The organism is Acinetobacter schindleri, assembly GCF_010918895.1.
GTDB lineage: Bacteria > Pseudomonadota > Gammaproteobacteria > Pseudomonadales > Moraxellaceae > Acinetobacter > Acinetobacter schindleri.
Map to the genome: position 1 here is coordinate 913,645 of NZ_CP044483.1, position 17,551 is coordinate 931,195.

Annotated in this window: 16 protein-coding genes and 1 pseudogene; 12 read left to right on the forward strand and 5 right to left on the reverse strand. The window is 42.0% G+C overall.

Annotated elements, in window-relative coordinates:
- The first annotated feature begins 85 nt into the window (after positions 1-85).
- The 4 genes from lptM to FSC11_RS04470 all read left to right on the forward strand — a co-directional run bounded on the left by lptM (position 86) and on the right by FSC11_RS04470 (position 3,483).
- Positions 86-319, forward strand: coding sequence for an LPS translocon maturation chaperone LptM (lptM, locus tag FSC11_RS04455; RefSeq protein ID WP_026056785.1), 234 nt, complete (start codon positions 86-88; stop codon positions 317-319).
- A gap of 24 nt (positions 320-343) precedes the next feature.
- Positions 344-1,588 (forward strand): diaminopimelate decarboxylase, encoded by a 1,245-nt coding sequence (gene lysA, locus FSC11_RS04460; RefSeq protein ID WP_163165385.1) that lies wholly within the window; start codon positions 344-346, stop codon positions 1,586-1,588.
- Positions 1,589-1,600: 12 nt separating this feature from the next.
- Positions 1,601-2,446: a diaminopimelate epimerase gene (dapF, locus tag FSC11_RS04465; protein WP_163165387.1), complete on the forward strand. Its 846-nt coding sequence runs from the start codon at positions 1,601-1,603 to the stop codon at positions 2,444-2,446.
- A gap of 110 nt (positions 2,447-2,556) precedes the next feature.
- A complete protein-coding gene (locus FSC11_RS04470; RefSeq protein WP_163165389.1) occupies positions 2,557-3,483 on the forward strand; it encodes a tyrosine recombinase XerC in 927 nt (308 codons plus the stop codon).
- A 26-nt stretch (positions 3,484-3,509) separates the two neighbouring features.
- On the opposite strand, the gene FSC11_RS04475 is transcribed toward FSC11_RS04470, so the two are convergent.
- Positions 3,510-5,219, reverse strand: coding sequence for an amidase family protein (locus FSC11_RS04475; protein WP_163165391.1), 1,710 nt, complete (start codon positions 5,217-5,219; stop codon positions 3,510-3,512).
- A gap of 320 nt (positions 5,220-5,539) precedes the next feature.
- On the opposite strand from FSC11_RS04475, the pseudogene FSC11_RS16485 reads away from it, so the two are divergent.
- Positions 5,540-5,638 (forward strand): annotated as a pseudogene (locus tag FSC11_RS16485) (recombinase XerC); the annotation flags it as partial.
- A gap of 197 nt (positions 5,639-5,835) precedes the next feature.
- Positions 5,836-6,216: a hypothetical protein gene (locus FSC11_RS04480; protein ID WP_163165393.1), complete on the forward strand. Its 381-nt coding sequence runs from the start codon at positions 5,836-5,838 to the stop codon at positions 6,214-6,216.
- Between the two features lie 54 nt (positions 6,217-6,270).
- Here the strand turns inward: FSC11_RS04480 and FSC11_RS04485 are convergent, their stop codons facing one another.
- Positions 6,271-6,765 carry an Lrp/AsnC family transcriptional regulator gene (locus FSC11_RS04485; RefSeq protein WP_004815034.1) on the reverse strand — a complete coding sequence of 165 codons (495 nt, stop codon included), beginning with the start codon at positions 6,763-6,765 and terminating at the stop codon, positions 6,271-6,273.
- Between the two features lie 114 nt (positions 6,766-6,879).
- On the opposite strand from FSC11_RS04485, the gene FSC11_RS04490 reads away from it, so the two are divergent.
- From FSC11_RS04490 to FSC11_RS04515, 6 genes are all read left to right on the forward strand, one after another.
- Positions 6,880-7,485: a LysE family translocator gene (locus tag FSC11_RS04490; protein ID WP_005222846.1), complete on the forward strand. Its 606-nt coding sequence runs from the start codon at positions 6,880-6,882 to the stop codon at positions 7,483-7,485.
- Between the two features lie 552 nt (positions 7,486-8,037).
- The gene (locus FSC11_RS04495; RefSeq protein ID WP_004815037.1) at positions 8,038-8,790 is read left to right on the forward strand and encodes an electron transfer flavoprotein subunit beta/FixA family protein; all 753 of its coding nucleotides are present in this window, start codon (positions 8,038-8,040) and stop codon (positions 8,788-8,790) included.
- 18 nt (positions 8,791-8,808) lie between these two features.
- Positions 8,809-9,741, forward strand: coding sequence for an electron transfer flavoprotein subunit alpha/FixB family protein (locus FSC11_RS04500; RefSeq protein WP_004815039.1), 933 nt, complete (start codon positions 8,809-8,811; stop codon positions 9,739-9,741).
- Positions 9,742-9,848: 107 nt separating this feature from the next.
- Complete coding sequence (locus FSC11_RS04505; protein WP_227591006.1) at positions 9,849-10,223, forward strand: hypothetical protein; 375 nt, start codon at positions 9,849-9,851, stop codon at positions 10,221-10,223.
- A 586-nt stretch (positions 10,224-10,809) separates the two neighbouring features.
- Positions 10,810-13,785: a DNA gyrase subunit A gene (gene gyrA / locus FSC11_RS04510; protein WP_163165397.1), complete on the forward strand. Its 2,976-nt coding sequence runs from the start codon at positions 10,810-10,812 to the stop codon at positions 13,783-13,785.
- Positions 13,786-13,852: 67 nt separating this feature from the next.
- A complete protein-coding gene (locus FSC11_RS04515; protein WP_171521730.1) occupies positions 13,853-14,269 on the forward strand; it encodes a DUF4878 domain-containing protein in 417 nt (138 codons plus the stop codon).
- Positions 14,270-14,294: 25 nt separating this feature from the next.
- Here FSC11_RS04515 and FSC11_RS04520 read toward each other — a convergent pair whose 3' ends face one another.
- Genes FSC11_RS04520 through FSC11_RS04530 form a run of 3 tightly spaced genes read right to left on the reverse strand, consistent with a single transcriptional unit; the run spans position 14,295 to position 17,550 of the window.
- The gene (locus tag FSC11_RS04520; protein WP_163165401.1) at positions 14,295-15,389 is read right to left on the reverse strand and encodes an ABC transporter permease; all 1,095 of its coding nucleotides are present in this window, start codon (positions 15,387-15,389) and stop codon (positions 14,295-14,297) included.
- Entirely contained in the window at positions 15,386-16,516 is a 1,131-nt protein-coding gene (locus FSC11_RS04525) for an ABC transporter permease (protein WP_163165403.1), read from the reverse strand. The genes FSC11_RS04520 and FSC11_RS04525 overlap by 4 nt, the downstream gene beginning before the upstream one ends.
- Positions 16,516-17,550: an HlyD family secretion protein gene (locus FSC11_RS04530; protein WP_420791319.1), complete on the reverse strand. Its 1,035-nt coding sequence runs from the start codon at positions 17,548-17,550 to the stop codon at positions 16,516-16,518. The genes FSC11_RS04525 and FSC11_RS04530 overlap by 1 nt, the downstream gene beginning before the upstream one ends.
- Position 17,551: the final 1 nt, after the last annotated feature.

Here is a 17,551-nt window from a genome sequence, read left to right on the forward strand (position 1 = left end):
TAAAGATACTCTCTAGCGTTTAACGCTTTGGTCATGGCGAATGATCGCGTTATACTTCATCGAAACTATTCAATTAGGTGGTCAGATGCGCCAAGTCATTTGCTACATCAGTATCTTAGCAGCAGGTCTTGCTCTTGCAGGTTGTGGTCAGTCAGGTGCCTTGCACTTGCCAAATGATCCGGATTACGACAAGCGTGCCAAATATCTGCTCTATAAAAATACCGAAGCTGAGTCTAAAACTTCCGATGAAGAACGAGATGCTCCTGTGCAACAACAGTTTGCTGCGCCCGAAACATCAGATTCAACCATTACACCTTAACGCTTTCAAAGAAAGGATACCTTCATGAGTTTCACCCGTATTAATGGGGTATTGCATGCCGAGCAATGTTCACTGCAACAGCTGGCAGAGCAATTTGGCACACCACTCTATGTTTATTCAAAAGCGACTTTTGAAAAGCATTATCTGGACATGGACCGTGCATTTGACTTTATTGATCACCAAATCTGTTTTGCCGTGAAGTCAAACTCCAATCTTGCGGTATTGAATGTATTGGCAAAACAAGGGGCAGGTTTTGACATCGTCACGGGCGGAGAGCTGGCACGTGTACTGAAAGCGGGTGGTGAACCTTCTAAAATCGTATTCTCGGGTCTAGGTAAATCAGAAGCGGACATCAAGAAAGCGCTAGAAGTTGGTATTGCCTGCTTTAACGTAGAATCTTATGCCGAGCTGGATCGTATTCAGAAAGTTGCGGCAGAACTGGGTGTAAAAGCGCCGATCTCACTGCGTGTGAATCCAGATGTGGATGCGAAAACTCATCCCTACATTTCAACGGGTCTGAAAGAAAATAAATTCGGCATTCCATCGGATAGCGTATTTGAAACTTATCAGTATGCAGCATCTTTAGCCAATTTGGATGTCGTTGGAATTGACTGCCATATCGGTTCACAGTTGACTGAAACTCAGCCTTTTGTAGATGCGCTGGATCGTGTCATCGTGATGATCGACCAGTTAAAAGAGATGGGCATTCACCTCAAACATATCGATATCGGTGGTGGTTTAGGGGTGACTTATAAAGATGAGACACCACCATCTGTTCAAGAATATGCCAATGCGTTGCGTCCGGCTTTAGAAAAGCTGGGCCTGAAAGTCTATATGGAACCGGGCCGTAGTATTTCTGCCAATGCAGGCGTGCTACTGACCAAAGTGGATCTGCTCAAACCGACCAATCATCGTAATTTTGCAATTATTGATGCGGCCATGAATGACCTGATTCGCCCAGCTTTATATGAAGCATGGATGGACATTCAGTCTGTGACACCGCGTAATGATGTCGAGACGAAAGAATGGGATGTGGTGGGTGCGATCTGTGAAACTGGTGATTTCCTCGGTAAAGAGCGTGAGCTTGCGATCAAGGAAAATGATGTGCTGGCAGTACTCGGTGCTGGTGCTTATGGTTTTGTGATGAGCTCGAATTACAATAGCCGTGGCCGTGCTGCTGAAGTGATGGTCGATGGTGATCAAGGACATCTGATTCGCGAACGCGAAACGATTGAATCACTGTGGGAACGTGAGCGTTTATTGCCTTAAGGAGACAGAATAATGTTACTTGAATTTACCAAGATGCATGGTCTGGGCAATGACTTTATGGTGGTTGACCTGATCAGCCAGCGTGCTTATCTGGATACCTTGACTATTCAGCGTCTGGCAAATCGCAATTTTGGTATTGGGTTTGATCAGTTACTGATTGTAGAACCACCTGATGTACCGAGTGCTGATTTTAAATACCGTATTTTCAATGCCGATGGTTCTGAAGTAGAACAATGCGGCAATGGCGTGCGCTGTTTTGCCCGTTTTGTGCATGAGCGTCAGCTGACGACGAAAACCAAAATCAAAGTACAGACCAAATCTGGCATTGTGGAACCTGAATTGGGCGCCAATGGTTGGGTGCGCGTCAATATGGGCTATCCAAAATTCTTGCCTCAAGAAATTCCATTCCTGGCCGATGAGCCGGATAATCTGTATGACATCGATCTGGCAGATGGTGAAAAACTGACGATTGATGTAGTGAACATGGGTAATCCTCATGCAGTAACAGTCGTACCGGATGTAATTAATGCAGATGTAGCCCGTATTGGTCCACAAGTAGAATCACATGCGCGTTTCCCGGCACGCGTCAATGCAGGCTTTATGCAGATCATTGATGAAAAGCATGCGCGTTTACGCGTGTATGAGCGTGGTGTAGGTGAAACACTGGCATGCGGTACGGGTGCTTGCGCAGCCGCAGTATCTGGTATGCGACGTGGCTTACTTGCCAACAATGTCGAGATTGAACTGGCGGGCGGCAAGTTGCAGATTGAATGGGTCGAGGGGGATGTAGTCTGGATGACTGGTCCAACTGCAACTGTTTATGAAGGTCGCTTAGACTTACGTTATTTCCAAGCTTAATTTAAAAAGCCCTGAAGAGTCAGGGCTTTTTTTATATAAGCCAAATAAATTATTTTTGCATTATTTGATAGACTGATGTCTGTCAGACTCAAACAGCCAAGGAGGATAGAATGCAGCTTGACCCACAGCAATTATTATCCATATGGCTCAAAGAACGTGAAATCCAGAACCAGTCCAAACATACTTTGCAGGCGTATGAACGTGATGTTTCCGACTTTCTGAATTTTTGTCAGCGTCATGCTTTAGGACTCGAAGATGTTGAATCAACAGATTTACGCCAGTTTATGGCGGAAAAAGTTGAGCAACAGGGCCTAAGTTCCAGCAGTCTGCAGCGGCTACTTTCAGCAATTCGCCAGTTTATGAAATGGGCAGAACAGGCACAGCATCTTAGTTTTAATCCGGCAGATGATTTCCAGCTGAAAAGACAATCTAGACCTTTGCCCGGTATGGTTGATATTGAAACCATTCATCAGATTCTGGATCAGCCTGAACCTGAAGGTGAGGTACAGCAGCAGATGTGGAAACGCGATAAGGCAATTCTGGAACTGCTTTATTCCAGTGGACTACGTCTGGCTGAAATACAAGGCCTCAGAATTAGAGATATTGACTTCAACCGTCAGCTGCTTCGCATTACGGGTAAGGGGAATAAAACCCGTATCGTGCCATTTGGTTCCAAAGCTAAAGACAGTGTCATGGCGTGGTTACAGATTTATCCTGTATGGCATGGTGATTTTGTGCCAGAAGCACATGTCTTTATCACTCAGAAGGGTAATCCGTTGGGGGCAAGGCAGATTGAAAATCGAGTCAAATTTCAGGCGCAGCGCGCAGGCGTAAATGTTGATCTGCATCCGCATTTACTGCGTCACTGTTTTGCCAGTCATATGTTATCCAATAGCCGAGACTTGCGTGCAGTACAGGAAATGCTGGGACATAGTAATCTGACTACAACCCAAATTTATACTCATGTCGATTTTGATCATCTGGCGCAGATTTATGATCAGGCACATCCACGGGCACAACATAAAAAGGAGGCTTAGCCTCCTTTTTATTTAAGTTATATAAATTAGTAAACTGCTGCACTTAATGCTGGTGTATGTGTTGGTGTAACACGAGCTGGATTTACTTTCTCAAAAGCAGTCGCAATATTGAATAATGTTGGCTCATCAAATTCACGTCCGATAAATTCGATATTAACATTTAATGGATAAGCACTACGATCCTCATAATTCACAGTTCCGGCTGGTATAGATAATGCTGGGAATCCACTGAATGGACTTAAGCGGTTGTTACTACCTGTTGTTGGGCTGCCACCTAAATTGCCAACAAATCCTGTGATTGATGGATACGCAAGTGCATCATAACGTGGACCTTTAGGCGTACCATCTAAGGCACGGTTGCCTAAAGCAGTATTTAAACGTAATCGAACATAAGGTGCACGGAAGGTAGTATTGTTGTAATAGCGATTGATAAATGTCTCACTGTTCGGATCTGTATTGTAACCTTGGAAACTAGAAATCATCTTACCGTTATTTAAAAGTTCATCATATGACTTGAAAGCAGTAGTAGCTGTAGATAAATAATCAGTTAATGCTTGCTTGAATTCTACTCCTGAAAGACTTCTAAAAGTTTCTGTGAAACCTTTATCATTCATAACAGCTGTACTTCCTATGATTGTTTTGAAATCTGAAACTTCTATTTCCTCAACAATTGCACCTTCTTCACGCATCTTTGCAGCCGCTTTAGCAATAATATCTTTAACTAGTGCACCTTCTTCACTATTTGCATAAGTATCTTTAATTAAACCAATACGTTTACCTTCTAAAGATGCTCCAGTAGGAACGTAGGTTTCTGGCGGGTTAATTAATGCACGATATGCTGTTTCTGATGCTAGTAGTGGTGCATCATGTGCAAAATCACTACGTTGGTTAGAGCTTGGTGATGAATCATAACCAACCATTGCATTGAATAATTTTGCACAATCAACCGTTTGACGACACATTGGGCCTGCTGTGTCTTGAGTAGGGGCTAGTGGAATAATTCCATCTAAGCTTAGCAGTCGAAGTGATGGGCGTAAGCCAACAAGACCTTGTACAGATGAAGGTACACGAATCGACCCACCTGTATCTGTACCTATACCAACGGTTGCTAAGCTAGCAGAAATGGCAGCACCCGTACCTGATGATGATCCGCCTGGGCCTTTTGTTAAGTCATAAACGTTTTTAGCCTGACCACCTACTGTAGACTTACCCCCAAAACCAAAAGCAAACTCATCCAGATTAGCTTTCCCGATAATTAAGCCACCCTTTTCTTTAATATTTTTAATAATATATGCATCATCAGGTGGGAAATTATCAAGTAATGCAGAAGATCCCGCAGTATTGGCCATATTTACAACATCAATATTATCTTTAGCTAAGACAGTTACGCAGTGTAAATCGCCCTTAAATTTACCATTTTTATTATAATATTCATCTAATTCGGCGGCTTCTTCTAAAGCATAAGGATTGACCGAAATAACACTGTTAAGAGTAGGGCCTTGTACATCATAAGCTTCTATTCGTGCAAGATAACTTTGCACAACATCAACACATGTTGCCCCTTTGGTTTTAATAGAGGTGTGTAAGTCCTCAATAGTTGCTTCAACTGGCTCAAATGGAACAGGTTCTACCTGTGGGGCAAAAGTAGCAGCTTTTTTTGAATCATTGTCGTCATTACATGCAGTGAGTAATGCTGTAAGAGAGATACATAAGAGCGTTTTAGATACTGTATGCATTTAATTATTCACCTGATTATAGAAAAGTACCAGGGATGAATTGCAAATCATGTGCCACTATTTATGTAAATAAGAAAGTAGATAAAATAAGACTTTTAAATAAATTAACTATTTAAACAAATGAAGAAGTTGCCTGAAACTAGTGCAATTTAGAGTAATATTGGCGATAAATGTAACAAAATAGAGATATTACTAAATATTATAAATGTAGGTTCTATATGATTTGCATTGCTCAATAAAGAAAAATATTCTTAGATTTTATTGAAAAAGAGATAGCTAGAATGAGCTGAATGATTGGTTGAAGAATATAGTAATCTAAAACCGTTCGGATTTATATCCATATCAATTTTGATCATCTGGTGCAGATCTATGATCAGGCGCATCCACGGGCACAACATAAACCTGAAAATCTTAAATAATCATTATTAAAAATATAAGTTGGCATAAAAATTTCATAAAGAATATTTATGATAAGGGAAATAGAATGACCATGCAGATTATTTCACTATGGTCTTATTCGCGAAAAGCTAAAATTCAGGTATAACAAAAGAACAGAATTTAAGCTACAAAACAGGGTATGGCTGAAAAGAATTCAGCCTGACAGGACTGGAAGTATATGGGCACAGAAATTATTGTAGATATACAACAAAAATATGATCGGTTAAGCGAAGCACAAAAAGAAATTTTTGCAGGTTATGGTCTGCGCCAGATCAAACATTTTGTGGAAATCAGTCTGCCAAATATTGAAGCATCTTTACCTGAAGGTGCTCATGTGCAGGGAATTAATACAGATGGTAAGGTTCAAGCCTACAATCCTGATAGTCATGAATACTATATCTGGATTTCAGACTTGCAATGGCAAGCGACTACTCGTGCGACCCAGGCAGTGGACTTAAAAGAAGATGCCATCGAAATCTGGAAGATCTTTGATTTAAAATCTTATGAACTGATTGACCTCAGTCATGTGCACCGTGACTTTCTGGAAAGTCGTGTCTAAAACTGATCTTCAGTATAAAGGACGATATCAATCGTCCTTATTATTTGGCCAATATTAAAGATCATCTAAAGGCAGTTGAAAACTCTGCTTGATAATCTGACTCGGTAAATCGGTTTTGACACTGGTAATCCCATTCTTTTTAGTTAAATGCGTGGACTGGAATTTACGATAACTTTCCAGATCGGGCACCACCACTTTGAGCATTGCATCACATTCACCCAAAATGATATAGCACTCCATCACTTGAGGCAGTTCCTTCATGGCTTCAATAAAGGTGTCAATCGTTTCAGCATCCTGACCCACTAGCCAGATACGAGAAAATAAAATCAGCTGAAAACCAATCTTCTGCTGGTCCACGATCGTGGTATAGCTCTGAATTACCCCCGCATCTTCAAGCAGTTTTACCCGACGCAAACACGAAGAAGGCGAAAGACCAATTTCACGTGCTAGATCGTTATTCTGAATCCGGCCATTGGCTTGCAAGTGTTGAATGATATTTTTGTCAATACGATCGAGTTTTACTCGAATAGACTTGGAAGATATCTTCATAAAATAGAATAATATTCTAAAAATAATGCATATTATAAAATAAATTGAAAGCATATTTTGTAAAAAATCGCAGATACTAATTTCACTTTCCGACATGTACAGAGGAACAAGGAAATGTCTGTATTTGCACTTTTTGCACTGACTGTGCTTCCCCTTATTTTTACACCGGGACCAGATATGCTATTTATCCTGTCTCAAGTGATGGGTAAAGATGCAAAAGCAGGCATGATGGCGACTATTGGGGTATGTTGCGGTTATCTGGTGCATTCGATTCTGGTGGCGTTAGGAATTGCAGCAATTATTGTGTCTTTTCCAGTGCTGTTTGAAACCATTCGCTGGTTAGGAATTGCTTATCTGTTATTTCTGGCATTTAGTCTGGTGAAATCGGTATTCAGCAAAAATACGCTGACCATTGAAAAGAAATCATCCAGCAATCCAGTAAAAAAAGGGTTCATTACTGCGTTACTGAATCCGAAAGGCATGCTGATTTACTTTGCAATCCTGCCGCAGTTTATAGATAAAAGCGGGAATACGGTGAGCCAGGGTTTAATTCTGTCCTTTATCTTTATTGCCATGATCTTTGTGGTGTATTGTGCCTTAAGCCTTTTATTTGCCCGACTTACCCGTTCGGCTCAGATTGATGAACGTAAGCAAAAGTGGATTGATGGGACTTCAGGTGGTTTATTGGCACTCGCTGCTTCATGGCTAATCATTAATTAATGAGCTATAAAATTCACCAATGTTCATCAAATAAGTCATAAATTCATTTTAAAAATTTAAAAGCACGTGATCACAGCGTGCTTTTTTTAATATATTTCCTTATAAAAATTATTTTCTGCTATTTCACTGATCTATTTATAAGAGGGAATTTTGACCAAATCTGGAAGAATGAATCGAACCCATCACCATATGTCAGAAATGACAGACTTAGATAGGAGTAATTTGTATTCTTTATAATAATAGTGACAAGAAATGAAATTAAATTTTATAAAATAGATCAAATCTTTTGATGTGCATAATCAAATAAAAAGATACTAAAAATCAATAGTTAAATTTTAAATAAAATGATGGGAATTTGTTCTGTATAAATGTCAAATCTTGAAATGTGAACGCGACGTTCAAGGAAAATTACGCATTTTTACACCCTATTGGTGAATTGTGACTTGACCGAAATGCCGAACGCATTGCAAGATAGGGCACCTAAAAAATTTAAGTGAAGAGTTATTATAACTTTTCTAAATATTTACATTTGCTAAAACAGCCGAGGATTACATGAAGGCTCTTGTTGCTGTAAAACGTGTGGTTGATGCCAACGTTAAGGTTCGCGTTAAGCCGGACAACAGTGGTGTTGACTTAACAAACGTTAAAATGTCAATTAACCCATTCTGTGAAATCGCAGTGGAAGAAGCGGTTCGTTTAAAAGAAAAAGGAACTGTTTCAGAAATCGTTGTTGTTTCTATTGGTCCTAAAGAAGCTCAAGAACAAATCCGTTCTTCTATGGCTCTTGGTGCTGACCGCGGTATCCTGGTTGAAGCTGATGACAGCCAATTAGGTGCGTTAGAAGTAGCGAAAATTCTTAAAGGCGTTGTTGAAGCTGAACAACCACAATTGATCCTTCTTGGTAAGCAAGCGATTGATGATGACTCTAACCAGGTTGGTCAGATGCTTGGTGCACTTCTGGGTGCAGGCCAGGGTACTTTTGCTTCTGAAGTGAAAGTTGAAGGCGACAAAGTACAAGTGACTCGTGAAATCGACGGTGGTTTACAAACTGTTGAATTGAACTTGCCAGCAATCATTACCACTGACTTACGTTTGAACGAGCCACGTTATGCTGCTCTTCCAAACATCATGAAAGCGCGTAAAAAACCGCTGGATACCAAGTCACCTGCAGATTTCGGTGTAACCACTACAACTAAACTGAAAACAGTAAAAGTTGAATCTCCTGCAGAGCGTAAAGCTGGCGTACAAGTGAAGTCTGTAGACGAGCTTGTAGAAAAATTGAAAAACGAAGCGAAAGTGATCTAATACAGAAGGATAAAAATCATGAGTATTTTAGTTATCGCTGAGCACGACAACAAAGCATTAAACGCTGCTACTTTAAACGTTGTTGCTGCGGCGCAAAAAATCGGTGGTGATATCACTGTATTGGTTGCTGGTTCTGGCGCTCAAGCAGTTGCTGACCAAGCGGCTAAAGTTGCTGGCGTAAGCAAAGTATTGCTTGCGGATGATGCTGCTTATGCAAACCAGTTGGCTGAAAACGTAGCGAAACTGGTTGCTGAATTGGGCAAAGGCTATAGCCATATTCTTGCTGCTTCTACCACGACTGGTAAAAACATCCTGCCACGTGCAGCTGCATTACTAGACGTAAGCATGATCACAGATATCATTGCTGTTGATTCTGCAAACACATTCAAGCGTCCGATCTATGCAGGTAACGCAATTGCAACTGTAGAATCTTCTGAATCAGTTGTTGTTGCAACTGTTCGTGGTACTGCATTCGATCCAGTTGCTGCTGAAGGTGGTTCTGCTGCTGTTGAAGCTGCTACAGCGACTGGTGATGCTGGTATTTCTAAGTTCATTAACGAAGAAATCGTTAAATCTGAACGTCCAGAATTAACAGCTGCTCGTATCGTTGTTTCTGGTGGTCGTGGTGTGGGTTCTGGTGAGAACTATCACAAAATCCTTGATCCACTTGCAGACAAACTGGGTGCAGCTCAAGGCGCATCTCGTGCAGCTGTTGACGCAGGCTTCGTTCCTAACGATATGCAGGTTGGTCAAACTGGTAAGATCGTTGCGCCTGACCTGTACATCGCTGTAGGTATCTCTGGTGCGATCCAGCACTTGGCAGGTATGAAAGAATCTAAAGTGATCGTTGCGATCAACAAAGATGAAGAAGCTCCAATCAATGCTGTCGCTGACTACTGGTTAGTAGGTGACTTGAACACTGTTATTCCAGAATTAGTATCTAAAATCTAATTCCTGAATACAGTTTTAAAAGACGCTCTTGCGTGAGCGGTAAGTGAATACTTACTGCTCTGTTCAGGGGCGTTTTTTATTTATAATGAGAAATGAATAAAATAATAATGAAAGTTTCTATATTGCCTGTATATCAGCCTTTAATCGAAAATGCTCGATTTTATCGATTGTTTTGTTCAACTCTAATACTATTCATTCTTGCTGTATCGGCTTATTTGATCATCTTAATACAGATCGCTGGACTATGGCTTATTTTTGCTGCCTGTAGTTTTGTAGGGTTTATCCATCTGATCTATTTTAATGCGCTTTCAGATGCACAGATACTTGCGAAAGCAGAGCAATGGATCGAGCTTAATAATCAGCGATTTCAGAACAGTGCTTATGGTATCCAAGGCGATGCGCTGATGGTATTGGCGCCTATTTTTCCTTTTGTATTATCTACGTGGTTGTTATATGGATGTTCTAAATTATTTAAAAATTAAGTATGAAAATTTGAATAATGATTAGAAAATTGGACTGAAAATAAAGATTGGATATGTTGCTTTTGGTGCTTAATAGGGCAGATATTAAGCGAGCTTTAGAAGATTTAAAAGTAATACTAATATTCATATTTTAATTTACTTGCCGGTTTAGCGGCGTCTTCCTGTGAACTTTGATGATCTGTTACCCTGACGCATGCTGGTGATATTGATTGTCGTCCAGTATTTAATTACCTAGCCATTGATGCAGCTGGATTGCACGCAGGAAAATCTTCTTTGTATACTTGATCAAGAAAGAAACAGGGGATTCAGTACAAGATATTTCCGTGTATAAAATGCGATAATTCAAGCTAAGAATGAACCTCTGTGTGCAGAGGTTTTTTTATGCGTTAAAAATTGTGAAGTGGTTAAAATTTCTACTAAAAATCCTTTGGATAGTTGGGTCTGAAACGGCTTAATTTAGCCTGATTTATGCTATACTGTCCGACTGAATTTTAAATATTGGTTCAGCGTTTTTTGAACCAATTTATAGCTGGATTTACGACATATAAATACAGGTCAAACAGGGCCTGTAGAATAAGGAGTATGCATGAGCGTATCGGAAATTAGACCGATTGCCATTGAGGATGAACTTAAAAGCTCATATCTCGATTATGCGATGAGCGTGATTGTGTCACGTGCATTGCCAGATGTACGAGATGGTTTAAAACCGGTTCATCGTCGTGTGCTTTTCGCAATGCACGAATTAGGCAATGACTATAACAAAGCATATAAAAAATCTGCACGTGTAGTCGGTGACGTGATCGGTAAATATCACCCGCATGGTGATTTTGCCGTTTATGAAACGATTGTCCGTATGGCACAAGACTTTAGCTTGCGTTACCAGTTGGTTGATGGCCAGGGTAACTTCGGTTCTGTCGATGGTGATAGTGCAGCGGCAATGCGTTATACCGAAGTACGTATGCGTAAGCTGACCCATGAGCTCCTTGCTGATCTTGAAAAAGATACAGTGGAATGGGAAGACAACTACGACGGTTCTGAGCGCATTCCACAAGTCATGCCTACGCGTATTCCTAACCTGTTGATTAATGGTGTTGCTGGTATTGCCGTAGGTATGGCGACCAATATGGCACCGCATAACATGACTGAAGTCATCAATGCGTGTTTAGCCTATGCCAATGATCCGAATATCAGCATTGAAGGGCTGATGGAACATATTTCGGGTCCAGATTTCCCTACTGGCGGTATTATTTACGGTAAATCGGGTATTGTAGATGCCTACCGTACCGGTAAAGGCCGTTTGCATATCCGTGGTAAATACCACATCGAAGAAGATGCCAAAACTGGTCGTAGCACGATTGTATTCACTGAAATTCCTTATCAGGTCAACAAAGCGAGAACCATTGAGCGTATTGCTGAGCTGGTGAAAGAGAAAAAACTCGAAGGGATTTCTGAACTTCGTGACGAATCTGATAAAGAAGGGATGCGTATTGCGATTGACCTGAAGCGTGGTGAAAACGCTGAAGTGATCGTGAACAATCTGTTCCAGAATACCCAGTTAGAAAACTCATTCAGCATCAACATGGTTTGTCTGGACAATGGCCAACCGAAGCTGATGAACCTGAAAGACATCATTGCGGCATTTATCCGTCACCGTCAGGAAGTCGTGACACGTCGTACCATGTTTGAGTTACGCAAAGCGCGTGAACGTGGTCATATCCTGGAAGGTTTGACAGTTGCGCTTGCAAATATCGATCAGATTATTGAAACCATCAAAACTTCTGCAAACCCGGCTGAGGCGCGTGAGCGTCTACAAGCGGGCGAGTGGGCAGCAGGCGGTGTAGCAGCCCTGCTTGAAAAAGCAGGCGCGGTTTCTGTGCGTCCTGACGAAATTGAAGGTGAAGATCCTAGCCGTCCATTTGGTATTGATGGCGATATCTATCGTTTATCACCGACCCAAGTGAACGCAATCATGGAGCTGCGTCTCCATCGCTTAACAGGTCTTGAACAAGATAAGCTGCAAGTTGAATATTCTGAAATTCTTGCGCAAATCGCTGAATATACTGCCATCTTGAATGATTTTAATTTATTGATGAACGTAATTCGTGAAGAGCTTGCACTGATTCTTCAGCAGTATGGTGATGCACGTAAGACCGATATCGTTGAATCACGTATCGACTTCTCTCGTGAAGATTTGATTCCTGAAGAGCAAATGGTGCTGACAGTTTCAAAAACTGGTTATGCAAAAACTCAACCATTGTCTGACTACGCGGCTCAGCGTCGTGGCGGCCGTGGTAAGTCTGCAACCAGCATGAAAGAAGACGATTATATCCAGCATATGGTGGTTACTTCGAACCATGCAACCGTGCTTTGCTTCACCAATGTCGGTAAGGTTTACCGTCTGAAAGTCTACGAAGTACCACAAGCCTCTCGTGGTGCCAAAGGTCGTCCAATGGTGAACTTGCTGCCACTAGATGACAACGAAACCATTACTGCAATCTTGCCAGTGATTGATGCACCGAAGAAATTCAAAGAACGTTTGGAAGACTTTAAAGCATTTGCAAAAGCCAATGCTGCTCAGCTACAAAGCAACGAAGTGATCAACAGTCACTTTGCTGCACTAGAAGCGGCACTTGCTGAATCTGAAGAGGGTGCAGATGACATTTCTGATGCACTGCGTGTTCAGTTGAAAGAATTGGGCTTAGCGCTTTCAACCACTGATCTTGATGACGACATCATCAATGACTTTGCTCAACAAGCTGAAGCCGTTCGCAAGAATTTCTATGTGTTTATGGCGACCGAGTACGGTACGATTAAACGGGTAGAACTGGAACAGTTCTCGAATGTTCGTTCAAACGGTTTGCGTGCGATTGAACTGAATGGCGATGACACCTTAATTGGTGTTGCGATTACTGACGGTGAACAGCAAATCATGTTGTTCTCGAACGAAGGTAAAGCCATTCGCTTTGCAGAAACAGACGTACGCTCAATGGGTCGTTCAGCCAAAGGTGTACGCGGTATGCGTGTGACCATCGGTGCTTCGCAAGTTGAAGATACAGAAGATGCAGAGGTTGAATCTGATGATGAAGATGCAACTGAAGCGAATTTCATTAGCCGTATCGTATCTCTGGTTGTCGTACCTGAAACGGGTGAAGTACTGTGTGCCTCTGCAAATGGCTATGGTAAACGTACGCCTGTAGATGACTTCCCAACCAAAAAACGTGGCGGTAAGGGCGTGATTGCGATCAAGACTTCTGAACGTAACGGTGAGCTGGTGGGTGCAGTGGCAATTGATGCATCTAAAGAACTGATGCTAATTTCTGATGGCGGCACTCTGGTTCGTACCCGTGCTTCTGAAGTGGCACAAACTGGCCGTAATGCACAAGGTGTTCGTCTGATCCGTCTGGCTGAAGATGAAAAACTGGTTGGTGTAGAAGCGATTGAAGCCGTTGAAGATGAAGAATTGGATGTATTGGAAGAAACAGAAGTTTCTGAAGATAATCTGGCTGAAACTCCTGAGGCTGTAGATGCGGCTCAAGATGGCGAAAATACAGCAGAAGACTAAGTCTTCAATTCTTATAAAAAGGGCGCTTCGGCGTCCTTTTTTACAGACTTTACTGGAAATGACCATGATGAAAACTAAATTGATGTCACTTGCTGGGCTAGCTCTTCTTGCCGGCTGTAGCACTAACGAGCAGGTAGCAGATCCAAGTACAGCCCAAGCCCAGGCAGCAGAAATTGCCTATAACGACTTGCGTGATGGTAAATATGAAGAATTTTTAAGTTATCTGGATCCGAAATTACAGCAGTATTTTCAGGAAAATCAGAAAAACATGAAGAAGTTTTCGCATTCCATTCCTGAAGGTGGGTATAAGTCTAAGACCTTGATGGTAAAAACTTTTGTTGAAAAATCAGGTCAACCAAGTGAATACAAGGTCAGCTATGAAATCGCTTATCCAAACAATCTGGTGCAATACGATGTCAGCTTTGACAAGCCCAACGGCAGCAGCAAAATCCAGAACTTTTATATCCGCGTATATGGGGAATAAGCTTTTAGCTTAACAGGGTTCAAGCTTATTTAATGCGTGAGCATAGGCGATAATAACCTAAGCTAAAGCAAAAAAATCCAACAACCAGCAGATAGGCGAATTTCCCCAAAATCATGCTGGTCGGTACGCCCATCTGATTCAGTTGAATAAACATCTGTACGATCTGTGTGGAAGGCAAGGCCTGTCCAAACATCTGCATCCAGACGGGCATCGCAGCATGTGGCCAGGCGACCCCGGACAGCATAAATAAGGGAATTGAGGTAAAGACAATAACATGGCCGGCACGCTCTGGCATATCCAGAAAACTGGCAAACAGGGTCGTGATGCCGATGATGCAGAATACAAAAACCGGAACAGCCAGCAGCATGCCCCAGAAATTCCCGCCACGTGGATAGTCAAACAACCAGAAGGTGAAACCAAACAGGTAGTAGCAACCCAGACAGCCAATAGTCAAAATTGCCAGACTGATTCCACATAAGATCGTCAAATTGATCACCTGTTTATTTTCACGATACAGCGCAATTAACATGCTCAGTCCCAGAAAAATCGTCTGATGAATAATCAATGGGGCAACCGCTGGAAATACATAGCTTCCATAGCCAGAAAGTGGATTAAATAGTGGAATCTGGTGAATCGATAGGGCAGGAGAGAAATGCGAAATTTCGCTAAAGCGTTCTGCATATTCACTTAAGGTATTTTCGACAGAACCAACCAGGCCTAAACCGATCTGTTTGGTAATCAGAAAATTCGCTGCACTTAAATATAGCCCAATCCCGCCATTTTCACCATGTCGAATGGATTGTGAAAGGTTGTCTGGTAATAATAAAATCCCGTCAGCCTTTTGAGCCTCTACCCATTGTTTGGCCTCCGCAAAATTTCCAGTGACTGCCTTGATCTGTACATTCGGGCTTTGGCTAACATGACTGATAATAGTATTGGTTAAGTTGCTTTGCTCTTCATCGACAATAATAATGGGCAAGGCTTCGGCGTGTTCAGCCTTATACGCGGTTGGATAGAAAAAGCTGTAAAACAGTACAGATAGGATTAACGTAGTAAAAATACTGGTATTGCTAACAATATCTTTAAAAGTTTTGCAGTAAGCTGCCCAGAGTGCTTTCATGTGGACACTCCTTTCGCTATTTTCTTTAAAAATACATAGGCCAATGCAGCATAAAGTACCACATAGGCAGTCAGTATGAACATTGGTTGAGCTGAGAGATACAAGGGACTACCAATCACCCATTGTTCAGTCTGTAATTTTGCATAGGGTGTATAGGGAATAATATTGGCCCAGAGCTGGGTAAACAGTGGCGCATTATTGAGAGGCAACGTGACACCGGCGAAGCTGAGCGATGAGCCACCATAGACTGCCAGCAAACCAAAAGATTTGCTTAGATCCTGCGTTGCCAGTACGACCGCGCTACTGATAAAGGCATAAGCACTATAGAATAAGAATTGTGCCAATAAAATCAGCCATAATGAACCAGCAATAAACCAGCCACGAAACTCCACCATCCACAGCATCCAGGCCCAAGTCCAGAAACAGAAAATCGCGATATAGACCAGATTTTTAGACAGTAATACTGACCAGAGATTTTGTCCATTAATCCAATGATTAAAAGTATGACGCTTGATTTCCTGTCCTACAGCAAACGCCACACAGCAGCACAATAATAGATGCAAAATTGCCGGAACCATATAAGGTTCCAGATAAAATTCATAATTTAATTGCGGGTTATACAGCGGGGAAATTTTAATATTAGGTGTCGGTGCCTCCAGATAAGGTAGGGTATTACCCAGATACTGCCTGCCAGTAAATTCTGCCATTGCCTGAAGCGTGCTCAAGAACATAGCCGAAGAAATAGTATTGCCAATACTAAAATAGCTCTGATTAAAGGCAATACTAATTTCAGCATCCTGGGCTGTGACTAATCGTTGTTCTGCGCCCGCAGGAATATGGATATAACCCCAGATTTTATTCTGATTCAGCAGTTTTTCTACTTCAACGGTCTGATCAGAAACAATATATATCTGTAGGGTATGATTTAGCGATAAATGATTATAAATCTGGGTACTCAGGCGGCTTTGATCCTGATCAATAATCGCAATCGCTAAATGATCGGGCTTGCCTTGAGCAAACATGCTGCCGAGTAAAATCAAAATGCAGGCAGGGGCAAGTACAACCAAAGCCAGATCCCATTTTTCCCTGAGTAAATAGCACAGTTCACGCCGGATACCTGCCCACATTATTTTGAAGACTCTTGCAGCTTAAACAGCACACTCATGCCAGCTTTCAGTTCAGGAATTGTAGTCGCTGGTACAAGGTGGACTTTGAAGCTGCGAATATCGTAGCCACCAGTCTGACGTGTGGTTTTAATGGTGGCAAATTCACCTTCAGCACTAATACTTTTTACTTTAAATATTGCGTTTTTATTGAGTGCCGGGATAAAACCTTCGAGCTGCTTTTGTTCACCTAGAGAAGCATATTGGTCTTCACGAATATTCACACTGACCCAGCGTTCTGCCGAAATCAGACTGACCACAGGTACTGCGGTTGCAACCAGCTCAGAGAGATTGCCATAGGTTTTAGATACTGTGCCATCAATAGGCGCCAGTAGTTCGGTCTCTGCTTCCAGGGCATTGGCTTCAGCGACTGCTGCACGGGCAATGTCGACCTGTGCATCTGCTGAACTCTTCTGTTCTGGTGTGCTGCCACGTTTAGCGCGAATATATTGCTGATAAGCAGCTTCGGTCATCTGGGAGGCAGACTGTGAGGCAGCAAATAGCTCATCTCGGCGTTGACGGGAAATTACACCTTCTTGAAACAGGTTTGCACCGCGCTGATAAGAGGTTTTTGCCAGCTGTTCCTGTGCTTTGAGAGATTGCCAGTTGGCATACAGTGAAGCGACATTTTCTTCTTGTGATCCGCGTTCGGCTGTCGATTGTAAGGCTAAGGCAGATTGCAAGCTTGCTAAAGCCTGCTGTTTTTTCGCTTCTATTTCAGGACTATGCAACTTAACTAATACCTGACCTTGCTTGACGTCATCACCTTCCTGCACATAAATTTTTTCAATCCGGCTTGGAACTTTGGTCGCGACCTGTACGGTTTCAGCCTCAACCCGACCTTGCAGTTCGATGTCTTTAGGCTGATAAGTTTTCCACAAGCCAAAGCCAATTAAAACCAGGATGACTGGAATCAGACCTAACAGCAGGTATTTTTTGGTAGATTTGTCCTGTTTAGTTTCAGTAGGACTTTGTTTTGGTGAATCGATATGATTCATT